Source organism: Actinobaculum sp. oral taxon 183 str. F0552, assembly GCF_000466165.1.
Classification (GTDB): domain Bacteria; phylum Actinomycetota; class Actinomycetes; order Actinomycetales; family Actinomycetaceae; genus Peptidiphaga.
Genome location: NZ_KE951476.1, coordinates 17,660 through 32,032 on the forward strand (window position 1 = coordinate 17,660; position 14,373 = coordinate 32,032).

General features: G+C 67.4%; 14 protein-coding genes. 5 read left to right on the plus strand and 9 right to left on the minus strand.

Going from position 1 to position 14,373, the window contains the following annotated elements; genetic code table 11:
- Window positions 1-364: 364 nt before the first annotated feature.
- Window positions 365-799, minus strand: coding sequence for a MarR family winged helix-turn-helix transcriptional regulator (locus tag HMPREF0043_RS09395; protein ID WP_021602830.1), 435 nt, complete (start codon window positions 797-799; stop codon window positions 365-367).
- A gap of 36 nt (window positions 800-835) precedes the next feature.
- Here HMPREF0043_RS09395 and HMPREF0043_RS10355 point away from each other — a divergent pair, with 36 nt between their 5' ends.
- Both HMPREF0043_RS10355 and HMPREF0043_RS09405 read left to right on the plus strand, forming a co-directional pair.
- Window positions 836-1,360 (plus strand): hypothetical protein, encoded by a 525-nt coding sequence (locus tag HMPREF0043_RS10355; RefSeq protein ID WP_198010327.1) that lies wholly within the window; start codon window positions 836-838, stop codon window positions 1,358-1,360.
- A 152-nt stretch (window positions 1,361-1,512) separates the two neighbouring features.
- Window positions 1,513-3,873, plus strand: coding sequence for a bifunctional metallophosphatase/5'-nucleotidase (locus HMPREF0043_RS09405; protein ID WP_040318277.1), 2,361 nt, complete (start codon window positions 1,513-1,515; stop codon window positions 3,871-3,873).
- Between the two features lie 56 nt (window positions 3,874-3,929).
- Here HMPREF0043_RS09405 and HMPREF0043_RS09410 read toward each other — a convergent pair whose 3' ends face one another.
- The 4 genes from HMPREF0043_RS09410 to HMPREF0043_RS09425 form a co-directional block, all read right to left on the minus strand.
- Window positions 3,930-4,655 carry a class I SAM-dependent methyltransferase gene (locus tag HMPREF0043_RS09410; protein WP_021602833.1) on the minus strand — a complete coding sequence of 242 codons (726 nt, stop codon included), beginning with the start codon at window positions 4,653-4,655 and terminating at the stop codon, window positions 3,930-3,932.
- A gap of 190 nt (window positions 4,656-4,845) precedes the next feature.
- On the minus strand, window positions 4,846-6,132 hold the full coding sequence (locus HMPREF0043_RS09415; RefSeq protein WP_021602834.1) for an AGE family epimerase/isomerase: 1,287 nt from the start codon (window positions 6,130-6,132) through the stop codon (window positions 4,846-4,848).
- Window positions 6,133-6,442: 310 nt separating this feature from the next.
- Window positions 6,443-7,402 (minus strand): zinc-binding dehydrogenase, encoded by a 960-nt coding sequence (locus HMPREF0043_RS09420; RefSeq protein ID WP_021602836.1) that lies wholly within the window; start codon window positions 7,400-7,402, stop codon window positions 6,443-6,445.
- 315 nt (window positions 7,403-7,717) lie between these two features.
- Window positions 7,718-8,047, minus strand: coding sequence for an ArsR/SmtB family transcription factor (locus HMPREF0043_RS09425; protein WP_021602837.1), 330 nt, complete (start codon window positions 8,045-8,047; stop codon window positions 7,718-7,720).
- Between the two features lie 66 nt (window positions 8,048-8,113).
- Here HMPREF0043_RS09425 and HMPREF0043_RS09430 point away from each other — a divergent pair, with 66 nt between their 5' ends.
- A complete protein-coding gene (locus HMPREF0043_RS09430) occupies window positions 8,114-9,460 on the plus strand; it encodes an MFS transporter (RefSeq protein ID WP_198010328.1) in 1,347 nt (448 codons plus the stop codon).
- 148 nt (window positions 9,461-9,608) lie between these two features.
- Here the strand turns inward: HMPREF0043_RS09430 and HMPREF0043_RS09435 are convergent, their stop codons facing one another.
- Both HMPREF0043_RS09435 and HMPREF0043_RS09440 read right to left on the minus strand, forming a co-directional pair.
- Window positions 9,609-10,103: a VOC family protein gene (locus tag HMPREF0043_RS09435; protein WP_051317519.1), complete on the minus strand. Its 495-nt coding sequence runs from the start codon at window positions 10,101-10,103 to the stop codon at window positions 9,609-9,611.
- Window positions 10,104-10,473: 370 nt separating this feature from the next.
- Window positions 10,474-11,073: a DNA-3-methyladenine glycosylase I gene (locus tag HMPREF0043_RS09440; protein WP_021602840.1), complete on the minus strand. Its 600-nt coding sequence runs from the start codon at window positions 11,071-11,073 to the stop codon at window positions 10,474-10,476.
- Between the two features lie 129 nt (window positions 11,074-11,202).
- Here HMPREF0043_RS09440 and HMPREF0043_RS09445 point away from each other — a divergent pair, with 129 nt between their 5' ends.
- A complete protein-coding gene (locus tag HMPREF0043_RS09445; protein WP_021602841.1) occupies window positions 11,203-12,039 on the plus strand; it encodes a uracil-DNA glycosylase in 837 nt (278 codons plus the stop codon).
- 150 nt (window positions 12,040-12,189) lie between these two features.
- Here HMPREF0043_RS09445 and HMPREF0043_RS09450 read toward each other — a convergent pair whose 3' ends face one another.
- Both HMPREF0043_RS09450 and HMPREF0043_RS09455 read right to left on the minus strand, forming a co-directional pair.
- Complete coding sequence (locus HMPREF0043_RS09450) at window positions 12,190-12,903, minus strand: M50 family metallopeptidase (RefSeq protein ID WP_040318278.1); 714 nt, start codon at window positions 12,901-12,903, stop codon at window positions 12,190-12,192.
- Between the two features lie 173 nt (window positions 12,904-13,076).
- On the minus strand, window positions 13,077-13,655 hold the full coding sequence (locus tag HMPREF0043_RS09455; protein WP_021602843.1) for an acyltransferase: 579 nt from the start codon (window positions 13,653-13,655) through the stop codon (window positions 13,077-13,079).
- Window positions 13,656-13,873: 218 nt separating this feature from the next.
- Here HMPREF0043_RS09455 and HMPREF0043_RS09460 point away from each other — a divergent pair, with 218 nt between their 5' ends.
- Window positions 13,874-14,215 carry a hypothetical protein gene (locus HMPREF0043_RS09460; RefSeq protein WP_021602844.1) on the plus strand — a complete coding sequence of 114 codons (342 nt, stop codon included), beginning with the start codon at window positions 13,874-13,876 and terminating at the stop codon, window positions 14,213-14,215.
- Window positions 14,216-14,373 lie beyond the last annotated feature (158 nt).

The following is a 14,373-nucleotide window of genomic DNA, read 5'->3' on the forward strand; positions in this document are numbered from 1 at the left end:
GCCATCAATCGGGTCCCGAGAACAGATGAATCGGGTTCTCCGGATCGCCGTAGAGGGAAAGGGGCGCACGGTGGTTGAACGCTTCCCGATGCAGGAGGCCGATGCCGTGTTCGAGTGGCTCAAGGATGGGTGCATTCGTTCGCGGGCCGTTCTCTACAACGACGTCGCCTGAGCGCCCTCGAATGCGAGACGGCGAGGTGGTCGAGACGTGCGGAAACAGCGGTTGCAGCCCCGCCGACGAGGCCCTTGCTGTCGGGCCCCGCCTTCACGGGCGAGGCTTCTCTGCGCCTACGCGGCGGTTGCAGCCTGAGGCTGATCGTTGATTGACACCGCGGAGCGGAACCCGTCTGCGGGGCGCTAGGCCTCACTCGGGCAGACGCAGTTCTTTCAGTACCGTCGCGAGCGCTTCGCGCCCGGCAGGGGAGAGCCGTGCGCGCAATTCGGCGTCGAGTTCCTCCACCGCCGCGGCGCTTTCCGCCAACAGCTCTCGGCCTTTCGGAGTGAGAGTGATAACCTGCACTCTCCGGTCGGCGGCGCTCCGTTCGCGGTCGATGGCGCCGAGGTCCGCGAGCTGATCGACGAGGGACACGACGAGGCTGGGGGCGACGTTGAGCCGCGCTGCGATGTCGCGTTGGGATGAAGCGAGGCCCGCGTCCACCGCCGCGAGCAGGCCGACCTGTTTGTGGGTCAGGCCCAGCCGTTCCACACGCCGGGAAAAGGTCTGTGTTATCTGGGATCCGGTCACGCCCAGGCGGAAGCACGCCGCCTGGAGGATCGTCGTGCCGTCGACGTCGTCCACGTCAAGATGGTAGCATCATAATTAATTCAGTTCTGAATGATCAAGTGTAGAATGAATGTGAAGAAAGGGGCGACTATGTCGCTATGGCTGGGTGCCGCAAACTCCTTGATCGCGTTGGGGTCGGTCGTATTCGGCGTCCTCGCGCTGATTCGCCCGGAGGCACTGAAAGGGCGCGGCAATAAGGGTGGGACCTTGGTCGGGTGCGGCGGTGCGAGCGTGCGCGGTGGTGTCGGCGGACACGGTGGTGCGGACGGTGGCCTGCGCAGCGGGGCTGGCAGTGACGATGGCAGCGCGGGTGTACGTGGCGGCGCGGGCGGCGTCGAAGGAGCGCGCCTCTATGCCGCCATGTACGCCGGACGCGCTATCCCACTCGGTTTGGCCGTATCCGCCGTTGTGTGGATTGCTCCCAATGGGCGGGTGACGGCGCTGCTTCTTGGCGTCGCCGTCGCCGCGCAAATCGCCGACGTCGTCGCTGCCGTCGCGAACCGTCTGACAGGAATGGCCGTCGGCGCCGCGTCCGCCGCCCTTCTCCACGCGGCCGCGCTCGCAATTGCCTTGTGAATCGCGGGCTGGGCGGCGTGGAATCAGTGGGTCGGTCGGCGTACCGGTTGCAAAGTTTGACAAAGGTTGCGAGGGTCGAATCCCGGTGTGACAGGTGCCTCCGGGTGTGGTCAAATGAAAGGCATAGTGAATCCCCAGGCGAGGAGACGTCGATGATCAGTACCCGATTGCGCTCGCTGTTCGGCGGTTTGGCCGCGTTGTCCCTTCTGACCGCGCCGATTGCCGCCTATGCCGATGAAGCCGCCAACCCGTCAGCCGGGCCTTCGGCCCCACGGGTTCCGGCCGGCGGGCCGTCCGCGTCCAAACCCGCGGCTCCGAAATCCGGTTCGACGCCAGGCGCACCCGCCGAAGCGAGCGGAACCGTGACCCTCGACCTGTACAACCTCACCGACGTCCACGGACACATCGAGAAGGCGAGCAAGAACGGGACCGTCACCGAATCCGGCATCCCGGCCGTCGGCTGCTACCTGGACAGGGCGCGCGCGGCCAGCGGAGACGCCTCCTTCACCCTGCTCGGCGACAACATCGGAGCCTCCCCGTTCACGTCCGGCTCCCTGCAGGACAATCCGACGATCGCCGCGCTCAACGAGCTCGAACCGCTCGGCTCGACCATCGGCAACCACGAGCTCGACCTCGGCCTCGACGTCTTCAAACACCGCATCGACGGAACCGGCGGCTACACGAAGGTCGGTTTCCCCTACCTCGGGGCCAACGTCGACGGCATGGGCCGCTACCTCGGCGACAAAGTGGTCTGGACGTCGGCCTCCGGCGTCCGGGTCGCCTTCATCGGGGCCATCGCCGGCGACGTGCCCTACAAGTTGAGCCCCGGCACCACCAAGGGATTGACCTTCAACGACCCCATACCCAAGATCAATGCGATGGCCAAGGACCTCAAGGTTTCCGGCCAGGCCGACGTCGTGATCGCCATGCTCGACGACGACGTGAAGAACAACTACCCGAAGATGGGCGCATACGTCGACGGCATCATGGGCGGCGACACCCACGTCCCCTACAAGTTCTCGATGGTCGACGGCGCCCAGGGCAACAAGCTCTCCGCGATAGCCTCCGGCTCCTACACCGACAACCTCGCCGACCTGCAGATCACCTACGACAAGGCCACGAAGAGGGTGGTCCGCTCCGAGGCCAAGCTCATCCCCGCCTCCGAGGTGGCCGCGTGCGGCGAGAAGCAATCGATCAAACGGATCGTCGACAAGGCGGTGCAGGATTCCAAGGCAGCCGGCGACAAGGTTGTGGCCAAGGGCTATACGTCCGCGTTCTCCCGCGGGGTCTTCTCCTCCGCCGGCGAGCCCCCCGACCCAGGGTCCAACCGGGGCGTCGAATCCTCGCTCGGCGACCTCACCGCCGACTCCCTTCGAGCCACCGTGATCACGAAGGAAGGCAAGCCCGTGGACATCGGCGCCATCAACGCCGGCGGCCTGCGAGCCGACCTCACCCCGCTCGCCAACGGCGACATCACCTACCGCCAGACCTTCGCCGTCCAGCCCTTCTCCAACCAGCTGGGCTACGTGACCATCACGGGCGCCGACTTCAAGAAGGCGCTCGAACAGCAGTGGAAGACGCAGCTCAACACGCAGAACTCCCGGCCCATGCTCAAGCTGGGGCTTTCGAGCAACGTTGCATACACCTACGATCCGGCCAAGCCCTACGGCCAGCGCATCACGTCGGTGACGGTCGACGGAAAGCCGCTCGATGCGCAGCGCAAGTACACGGTCGGCTCGGTCACCTTCCTGCTGGCCGGAGGGGACTCCTTCGACGCTCTGACAGCGGGCGGAGCCCCCGCCGTCACCGACAACCTCGACCGCGAGAGATTCAACGCCTATCTGGGATCTCATCCAGGTCTCAAGCCGCGCGCCGCGAAGTCCTCTATCGGCGTCACCCTTCCCTCGGCGCCCGTCGCGGACGGCCAGACCATCGACATTCCCCTGCGCGGGCTCTCCTTCTCCGAGGGGCCGTCGGTGACGAAGAACGTCAACGTCAGCGTGGGATCGACGTCCACGACGGCGGCCGTGGACAACAGCCTGATCGACGCGAACGCCAACAACGAGAAGGCAGTCGTCACCGCCGACGGCGTAGGCCGCGCCACGGCCAAGGTCAAAGTCGACGGCAAATGCGCTGCCAACCCCGGCAAGAACGTCACACTGCCCGTCACGGTGGCCACAGACTTCGCCGAGGTCGTGGGCGCCGGGCAAGGCTTAACCGTCACCGTGGCCTGCGCTGGAGCCGGCCAGCCGTCGGCGACGCCATCGGCTCCGTCCACGTCTGCGGACCCCGTCAAACCGTCCACTGGAATCGCCGCCCCGACGGCGACCGGCGCCGCGAAGCCTCCGACTGCTCAGACCGTGAGATCGGCGGCTGCCACGGGAGGCCGCGGACGCGGATTGGCTCACACCGGCCCCGCCGCGATGCCGCTCATCGCCGCGGCGCTGATTCTTCTGCTGCTCGGCGGGGGACTCGTGGCGCGGGCGAAACCGGCGAAACCCCGGGCCGAATGACACCGCCGAGCCCGTATCGCTGAGTCTAGAGCCCGTACCCCTGAGAGCCCGCGCGGCTAAGACGATCCCGCCCGCGGCCTGCGTGCCAGGCACACTGCGTCGACCGCCCAGTCCCCGGACTGCCCGCTTCCGTCGCCTCCGCGGGGATGCTCCACATCGCGCGCTTCGACGACGTCAAGCCCGGAGCGGCGCATGGACTCGGCCACGTCGGTGGGGTCCCACAACCGCGCAGGGTCCTTCGGCCCGGAGACGTCCCGATCGGCCTGGGCTCGCGAATGGCCGACCAGAAGGAGCCAGCCTCCCTGCGCGACCCACGAGGACAGGCGGGGCATAAGGCCGGTCACCGTGAACTCGGCCTGGTGCAGGAAGGCGACGAGCACGAGATCCACCGGCGAGCTCGGCTCCCATCGGCGCACATCTCCGGCGACCCATTCGATCCGGCCCTCTGCCGAACCGGCCGCCTGCGGGGCGGGCGCCTCCGCGGCGGCTCGAGTCCTGACATCCGCCGCAAGGGCCCTGGCATCCGCCGCAACGAGGCGGGCCCTTTCTCGGGCCTTGCCGACGGCGACCTGACTGCCTTCCAAGGCGGTGACCGAGAAACCCCGGCGAGCTAGCTCGAAGCTGTGACGGCCCTCCCCGGCCCCCACGTCGATCGCCGACGGGCGGGGACTCGCCAAGGTTACATGGTCGAGGGCTTCGACCACCGTCGGCGTGGGGGCCGGGGGAAAGAGCAGCGAGCCCGACTCATGGGCGTGCAGGTAGCGTTCGTCCCATTCGGACATGTCGTTCTCCTTCCCGACGTCGGCGTCGATGCCGATCTGGACTGCGGTTCTCGCCGAACTGCGATTCTAAACCACGGCATCCGCTTCTGGCCCGCCCCGGATACAGGCACCCCGGATTCGGGGCCCTGTCGGTGCGGCTCAACGGGTTTGGCGTCTCTAGCCCGCCCGGGTTCGCGGGGGAGCGCGCCCGTCAGGAGTCCAGCAACCCCTCTGCCAGGGCTTTGCACATGGACGGCCCGACGGGAAGCCTGCTCATGAGGGTGGCCTGCAGCGCGTGGTAGACGTCCGGATGCCCGGCCCACGTCCTCGTCGACGGCGCGTTGGAGGCGTCGAGCTCGTGCGTCCACACACCCGGCGTTTCGATCACATACTGTTCGGCGTAGTCGAGCCACGAACGGTAGAGGTCCTCGTAGCTCTGGACGTCGTCTCGGCTGCGCCCAGCGTCCAACAGCGCCCGGTGGACGGCGGCTGCCGCGGAGATGCCTTCGCAGACCACCCAGTGCATGCGCTCGTGGACGATCGGCGTCCCTTCGAAATCCGTGGTGTAGACGAAACCGGGGGCGCCGTCTCTCTTCCAGCCGTCGGCTCGAGCTTGGGCGAAGAGCCTTTCAGCGGCCTGAAGCATCCAATCCGGTGCGGGAAGCGAACGGTCCTTCAACGCCGCGTGAGCCTGGACCGTCAGGCGCGACCACTCCAACCCGTGCCCGGGCGTCACCCCGTAGGGGCGGAACGGATGCGCCGGCTGGTCTTCGTTGTAGTCGAGACGGGGCCGCCAGTCGGTGTCGTAGTGCTCGGGCAGCCGCCATCCGTGGTTCCGGGCCTGTCTGTTGACGGCGAAATCGGTGATCTGGATCGCGCGTTCGAGCCATTTGCCCTCGCCGGTGACGTCAGCCGTCACGAGGAGCGCCTCGACTGTGTGCATGGCGGCGTTGATGCCGCGGTAGTCCTCGGGGTCGGTGAAGTCGGCGGCGTAGGATTCGACCGGCAGTCCGTATTCGCGATCCCACCAGTGGCGATCCTGGACGGCCGTCGCCTCCTCGAGGAGCTCGGCCGCGCCTGGACGCCCGGCGGCGGTGGCGGTCGCAGCCGCCAGGAGCACGAAGGCGTGCTGGTAGCACTCTTTGCGGGACGTCGGATCGATCGGGGAGGCATGGCCGGCCTCGTCGACGTCGTGCCTGACCGCGCTCCACCAGCCGCCGTGCTCATGGTCTTTCAGAGCGTTGCCGAGCGCGCGCACGCCGTGGTCGGCGTAGCGGCTGCAGCCCGGAATGCCCAGCAGCGTGCCGATGGAGAAGGCGAACGTCATGCGTCCCGTGATCCACAGTTCCACGGGGTGTGACGTGTCGACGCTGCCGTCCTCGCCTATCCATCCGAATCCGCTCGGTACGGCGGCGCTACGGGCATAGCGCAGAAGAGCGCGCGTTTCCCACGCGAGCCAACGGTTGTGTTCGGTCGCGCCAATCCACTGCGGTCCCATGGTTCCCTCCTCATTGACGGTGGACGTAATCGACGGTGGATGCATATCGACGGAGCGCTCTCCGGATGGGAAGGCCAAGCGGAGAGGCGGAGGCGATCTCCAAGCCCATTCATCGGATATATCGTGTTAACCAACATGCTAACAGGTTCGCCATCGAGGAGACCGGCATTATAAGTCGCGGAAATCAACAGGAAGGCGAAGGCGCTCGTTCGAACGATCGTCGAGAATCAGCTCTCGCTCTCATTCGGGGTTGCTTTCCAGGGCCTTCCCTCCTCGCCCTCGGGTTCCTTTCGGTGCTTGAGATTCCCCGTCACTCGTCGAATTCTGGAATGGCGACCACTTTGCCGAAAGAATCGCGGGAAGCGAGATAGGCGTGGGCTTGCCGCATCTGGCTGAGCGGGAATGCCCGCTCCGGCCGCACGTCGATCCGGCGGTCCTCGATCATGGCGACCAGCCTTTGCAGGCTTTCTCCCTCGACGTCGCCGGAATAGAACCCCGCCAAGTAGCCGCCGTTCGTGTCCATGATGGGATCGAATCCCTCCAGGGTCCACTGACCTCCGAGCAGGCCGGTGATGCACACCGTTCCGCCCGGAGCGATGTGGGCGAAGGTGTCCTTCGCAGCCGCTGGGCCGATCAAATCGAGGATCGCATCGAAGGAGGCCTTCGTTCTCAACGCGTTGCGATCGTCGACGACGTACCGATCGAAGCCGGCATTCAGAAGACGTTCGCCCTTGTCCGCGCTGCGCGTCGAGCCGGTGATGCTGCATGAGGGATAGAGGGCTCTGACGAGTTTCGAGAAAGCGATTCCCACTCCCGACGTCGCCCCGCGCACCAGCACGTCCTGGCCGTCCCCCAGGCGAAGCCTCTCCAGCGAGCCGAACGCCGTATAGAACGTCTCGGGCACGGCCGCCAGGCTCTCCCACGGCAATGATGTGGCGACGGGATGGATCCGCTCGTCGGGCAGAAGAGCGTACTGCGCATAGCCGCCGTCGAAGTCCCGCCCCATCTCGCCCATGATGGAAACGACCGTTTGGCCCACGTGAAGATCCGGGTTGAGCGTCTGCTCCACCTGCCCGACGCACTCGATGCCGAGGATGCGGGGAAACGCCACCGACGGCGACTTTCCTTCGCGCGTGAAGATCTCGGAATGGTTGACGCCCGCCCCGCGGACTTTGATCAGCGACCAGCCGGGACGCGCCACGGGGGTCGGGACGTCGCAGTACCTCAAGACTTCGGGTCCGCCCGCTTCGGAGACGACTACCGCTTTCATGTTTCCCCACCTGGCCTTCCGCCTCGTCGACTGCGTTGCATGATTGTAATGCGGCATTTTTCTTGGACACAATGCCCCGGGATTCGAGGGCGGTGAGCACAACGGGATCATGCCGAAATCCTGAGACCCGTGGACTCGCATTCGCCCTTCGGAGGAACCTCTGCGCGGGCAGATGAGCAGCCCGTGACTCAGCGGTTGCCCGCAGAACGGACGTGAGCATCTTCTGGGACACATGCGGAGCGGTGCGGGGCGAGCACGTGCGCATCAACGCCAGAAGGCAGCGGCCGGCGGGCATGGAGCGGCTGCTGGCCGCCGCTATTTGAGCCCGACCTGCGTTGCCCCGTGATCCTGGGCGTTGAGGATCGCGTTGAGGAGACCGGGGAACCGCTCGTCGAGCTCCTCGCGCCGCAGGTGCGCGTAGCATCTGGTTCCCTCGGAGCGCGCTCGGATGACCCCGGCCATGCGGAGAACCTTCATATGGTGGCTGAGCGTCGACTTGGAGACCGGCGTGTCGAGTTCGCCGCATTGCCTCTCGGCTCCGTCCGCGAGCAGCCGGACTATCCCCAGCCGCAACGGGTCGGCTAGGGCGGCGAGCACGCTGGTCAGGGGGACCTCGGCGAGGTCGGGGTGGACGCTCGTTGCCATGCCTCTAGTATTGCACTACAGTTTTGTTCTATGTTTGACGAACATAGAACAAAGGATGTGGCGACGATGTCCGATCCCGACGCTCCCAGCAGCGAAACCAGTTCGGGTAAAGGGGACGGTCCTGCCGGCAGCGACGTCCACGCTGACGGGACCGCTCCCGGCGATCTGCCCGGCGAGGACCGCGGCGGCTATCCGACTGGCGCTGACGGTTCCGGCAGCAGCGCGCGAGGAGCGCGATCAGCCGTGATTCTGGGCGGGTCGATCGCCTTCCTCGTGGGCTGCGACTCCATGATCGTGGCGCCGATAGCACCCGAGATCCTGGAGAGCTGGGGCGCCTCCGCTTCGCTCTCCGCCCTTCTCGTGGCCGCCTATGCCCTCGCCTATGCGCTAACCAGCCCCTTCTTCGGCGCCCTGGCCGACTACCGCGGCCGTCGCTCCGTCGGCACTGCGGGTCTGATCGCCTTCGCGGCGGGCACGGCCCTGACCTTCGTCTCCTCGAACCTGGCGACGGGTCTGACTGTCCGTGCGCTCGCGGGACTCGGCGCCGGAATGGCGATCCCCGTGGTCTTCGGGGAGATCATCAGCCGCTCGACGCCACAGACCCGTGGCCCGAACGTCGGAATCGTCACGGGTATGCTGCTGTCGGCGACCGTCGTCGGCGTCCCGCTCGGCTCTCTCTTGGCCTCCGCCGTCGGCTGGCAGTGGACCTTCCTCCTCATCTCCATCCCCGGCTTCCTCGTGGTTTTCCCGGCGATTCGGATTTTCGACGCCACCGGAGGCCAGGACGTCGGAAGCCGCGCCTCGGCGGCCGTCGCCGGAATGCTGAAGACGGCGCTGACCCACCGGAGGCTGCTCTTGGTGCTGTTGAGCGCTGGCCTGTGGCACGCCGGATTCGCCGTCACGTACACGTCCATCGGGGCGTTTTATGAGAACCGCTACGGATTCGGATCCGCGCAGATGTCGGGAGTGATGCTGGCTGCGGGCGGTGCAGGGGCCCTCAGCTCCTTCGTCGGCGGGCGTCTTCTCTCCCGTTGGGACGCCGTTTCCTACGTGACCGTCGACTGCGGCATCGCCGCAGCCGGCGTTGCGCTCACCGTGTTCTCGCCTGGACCGGTGGCCGTGACGGTGCTCGGCCAGATGATGTGGAGCATCGGCGTCCTCGCGGCACAGCCTGCGTTCGTGACTCTCGCGGCCACCCTCAACCCCCGACTCCAGGGGACCGCACTCGCCCTCAATGGAGCGACGCAGTATTTCGCGCAGTTCGTCGCCTCATCCGCGGGCGCGGCGATCCTCACCGCCACGCGTAGTTTCGCCTGGCTCGCCGGAACGTCCGTAATCCTGACCCTGACCGTCGCCGTGGTGATCCGCGGCGTGAGCGCTCGGACAGCGGAGAGCGAAGCGGTTGGAGGATGAAGAGACGCGAACGGAGCCGTCCATGGCGAGGGCGTTCGCAGCTTCCCGTGGCAGAAAGGCCTTCGCTCCGGGCTTACGCGCGGCGCCACATGCGCAGTGTCGACATGCGCAACTGCGTCCTCCACTTCGTGCGAGCCCACGCAGGGCGTCAGCTCGTGGCGCGGCCCGCGGCCGACTCGGCCACCCGGCGCGCGCTCTCGGTTTCGGAGATGTCCTCGACTCGCGACATGATCGACCAGCGCACCCCGAAGGGATCGAGAATCGAAGCGTGGCGGTCGCCCGAGGCGAAGGTGTTCGGCTCCTCCCGGAGGGCCGCGCCGGCGTCGATCGCCCGTGTGACGACGTCGTCGACGTTGGGGCAGTACAAGCCCATCGAATAGCAGGCGCCCTCCGAGGGAGGCGGAGCGAGGCCGTATTCGGGGTTGGGCTCGCCTAGTTGGAGCCTGCCGCTGCCGAAGTCCAGTTCGGCGTGGACGAGGACGCCGTCGAACTCGGTGACGTCGACTATCCGTGCGCCGAACACCGAACAGTAGAACTCGAGGGCTTCCCCTGCGCCGGGAATGGCGAGGAAAGGGGTGAGGCTCGTCGAACCGTGCGGTATGCCGTCGGTCGTGTGCTCTCCGGTGACTCCGACTTCCGCCATGCAGCCAAGCATACAGCTTGCGTTGGCTTCGCACAGGATGCGATTCGTTTTTTCTAAGCGAAAGCTCCGGCCAAGACGACGGGAGCCGCGCTCCCGCGCCCCACTCGGAAGCCTCACTTCGCCGCGTAGAAGAACGCTTACGCCCAGTGCAAGCGACCGGGACGCTGGCCGAGCACCCTGATGCGATGAAAGTGCGCGCGAGGCTTAGCCCGATCGCATCCCTGCCATCTCGTCACCCCGATGCGCAGAAGACGAGAAGGAGGCGCATGGTCACTTGGCCTTGGACGCCTCAAGTCGACGGGGGAACACGGGGCGCAGAGATAGCCAAGGCACGTGGAGGCAGCGGCGGGGCGCGGAGGTCGCCGGCGCGTCAAGCGGGCCACAGCCCCGACGAGCCGCGGCGATGGGACCCCATCAGATGGACGTCGACCAACCCGACGGCCGACATGAGCGCGAACATCGTCGTCGGCCCGACGAAGACGAAGCCTTCGCGCTTGAGCGCCGCCGCCAAAGCCTCCGACTCCGGCGATTTCGTCGGGATCTCCTCAGGAGTGCGCGGCATGGGAGTCGAGTCGGGCCGGAACGACCAGACGAAGGCAGCCAACCCGCCCTGCTCGCGCAACCGCACGGTGGCCGCCGCATTGGTGATGGCCGCCCGGATCTTCAGCCCGTTGCGCACGATCCCCTCGTTGGACATGAGGCGTCTGACGTCGGCCTCGCCGTAGAGGGCGACCGCCTCCGGATCGAAACCGTCGAAGGCATCGCGGAAGGCCGGGCGTTTGCGCAGGATCGTCGCCCATGACAGCCCCGATTGGAAGGCTTCGAGGCAGATGCGTTCGTAGAGCCCGCGCTCGTCGCGCACCGGCATCCCCCACTCGGTGTCGTAATACTCGCGCAGAAGCGGGTCATACGCCGCCCAAGCAGGGCGAGCCAGCCCGTCGTCACCCACCACGAGCCCCTGTTCGGCCATCTCGCGTCTCCTTGCCTCGCCCCCAGCATACCGCCTGCGCCGCTCCCGCCGTCTACGCCCGGCATCGGATTCCCGGCTCGGCGCCTCCACCGACGGCGCGTCCTCCGACGCCGCTGATACGGTTGGGACATGGCCGACCCCCATCCCGTCACCGGACAGCTCTTCGAGTCCCCGGTCTCGCCGGGCGCGGGCTGGCCGGAGGACCCCGCCACCGTCCGAACACCCGTCGCCCGAAGTCGCGACGACGTCGCCCGCCTATCCGCCGCGGCGCGCACCGCCTGCGAACTCGACGCCGTGATCAGCGTATGCCGCGCCTGCCCCCGCCTGGTGGCCTGGCGAGAGGAGGTCGCCCGGACGGGACGGCGCGCCTCCTTCGCCCACGAGCCCTACTGGGGTAGGCCGGCGCCCAGCACGGGCGACCCGGATGCGCCGATCCTCATCGTCGGCCTGGCTCCGGCGGCCAACGGAGCCAATCGCACCGGGCGCATGTTCACCGGCGACCGTTCGGGCGACTGGCTGTGGTCGGCGCTCCACCGGGCGGGCATGGCCCGCCGGGAGTGCTCCACGGCGACGGGCGACGGACAGGCGTTGCTGACAGCCCGCATGGGGGCGACCGTCCGCTGCGCCCCTCCCGCCAACAAACCGACTGCCGAAGAGCGTTCGACGTGCTCGGCCTACCTTGTGCGCGAAATCGAACTCATGAAGAACCTGAAGGTCTTCCTGGCGCTGGGCGGCATCGCCTGGAACGCCACACTTTCCGCGGTGAAAGCCGCGGGCTGGCGCGTTCCCCGGCCGAAGCCGCGGTTCGGCCACGGTGCCGAGGCGACGGTGGCGAGCCACGACGGCAGGGACGTCACCCTTCTAGGCTGCTACCACCCCAGCCAGCAGAACACCTTCACCGGCAGACTCACACGATCGATGCTTGACGACGTCTTGGCCGAAGCCCGCCGGCTGGCGGCGGGATAGCCACCCGAGTCGACGGCGAGGCGCCGTCCGCGGGGACCCCGCTCGTCTGCGGTCCCTACACCCGTCTGCTGGCCTTCCCCTCCGCGCACCATGCTCTGCACGGCGACGGTCGCCAGGTCGGCTCTCTTCCGTCCGTGCGCTGTGGGATCCTCACGCCAGAACGTCTATCGCCATGCGCACGACCCAGAGGGTCATGAGGGCATCGACGAGGACCCAGCTCGCCAGCCACATGCCCGCAGGCACGCGCGTGAGCTGCGCCAGCGTTCCATGATCCTGCGCGGGGTCGTGACTGCGGGCGACGTCGCGCAGAGACTCCCACGCGCCGAGCAGCAACAGGAGCCCGATGCCCGCCACGACCCCCGCCCGGTACGGCCCGCCCCACCACCACGCGGCATAGCATGCCAGGCCGGTGACGAGGACGACCCCGGCCGTGAGCAGCGAGCGGGACATGACCAGCAGGATGGCGAGCATCAGGGTGACCGCCCCGAGAATCGGGCCCGACCAGGAGTTCAGAGCGCCTGCGACGAGCAGCGCACCGAACACGGCGGGCGCCGGGTATCCCGCCCAGGAGGTTAGAACCCTGCCAGGGCCCGTCGGCCTGCCGCTGGTGATCGCATGGCCGGACATGTCCTGGCGGACGACGAACCCCTGGAAACGCCGTCCACAGGCGATCCCCACCGCCGCATGGCCGGCTTCGTGGACGATCGTGACCAGGGTTCGCCCCCATCGCCGAGCCGCCGGCACGGCGAAGGCTAAGGCGAGGATGACCAGGGCCGGCCACAGAGTGCGGGCCTGCGGTGACACGTCCACGGACAGCCGGGCCACGAACGAATCCGACCAGGACGACAAGTCGCTTCCAGACATGGGAAAAGTTTGCCACGTCAATATCCGAGAAATCTGAGACCCTTGCCGATCCCGTGCCGGGTTCTGCGACGGCCCCTGCGCGGGCGCGGGGAAGGCCGCGAGCCGAATGGACTCGAGGAGGAGCACCCGCTGCCCCTATGCAAACGTGGGGAAGGCCGGAGATTCCGGCGACGCTACGCCGAGCTCCGCACGTCTCGAATGCGGCGTGCGGGCACCCCGCCGACTATCGCATTGGCCGGCACGTCCTTCGTGACGACGGCCCCCGCTGCGACGATCGCCCCTTCGCCGACGGCCACGCCGGCCAGGATCGTCGCATTCGAACCGATCCACACATTGGGGCCGATCGCGATCGGAGCGGGGTGGAGGGTGCCGCGCAGGGCGGGGTCCTCGTCGTGATTGAGCGTGGCCAACACGACGTTGTGGCCGATGAGGGCTCCGTCGCCGATCGTGACGCCGCCCTGGTCCTGGAAACGGCATCCGGAGTTTATGAAGACGCGGGCCCCGATGCGGGTGTTCAGGCCGAAGTCGGTGGTGAAGGGGAGATGGGCGGTGAAGCTCGGATCGATCTCCGTTCCCGTCAGCCGCGAGAAGTACTCGCGGATCTGATCGGGTGTGCGCACTGCGGCGTTCATCTCCTGATAGAGGAGGCATGTGCGAGCGCTGACTTCGTGCATGAACTGCAGCATCCGGCTGCCGGGCGTCAGAGGCCTGCGCGCGGCGACGTGAGCGCGGTATTCCTCGATCGTGACCATTTCAACCTCCGTCGGCCGTCGGATCACCTCTCCTACACTACGGCAGTCCGAACCCGCGCGCTACAGTGGCTCGAGCCTGCACTACTACGGCAGCCAGGGTTCCATGACAAACGCCTCTATTCCGGCCGACGCTCCGGCCGTTAGGCTGGAACGGACGCCGGGCGGCCGGCTCGATTCGACGTCGGCCGGCCGATCGAGATCCGACGAAGGAGTGGAAAATGCCCGATCTGAACGCCCTGATCGAAACCCACTTGGCGGAGGCGCGAGCCTCGGAGGAAGGCCGCAGCGCGGAACGCGTCGCCCACGACGGCGTCCTGCGCCAGACCGTCATCGCCCTCCGGGCCGGAGCCCGCCTCGGAGCCCACAACTCCCCGCCCGCCGCATCCCTTCAAGTCCTCGTCGGGAAGGTGCGCGTTGAGATAGGGGACAGCCAGCAGGGAGAGTTCTCCGCCGGGGAACTGTGGGTGCTCACCCATGAAAGGCATTCGGTGCTGGGCTTGGAGGACAGCGTCTTCCTGCTGACGACCGTGACGTCGACGGGCGAGGCCTCGCATTCCTGAGCGGCCCGCCGCCGGTCTTCGTCGGCTCACGCGAATCGCCCCGCTTACACGAATCATCCGGTTCACCCTGATTCCGGTTCACCCTGAATCGCCCGCCCGCGGCGGGAGGCGTCACGCCGTCGGCAGCACACGCGGGCGTAGGCGCGAATCCGCGCCCG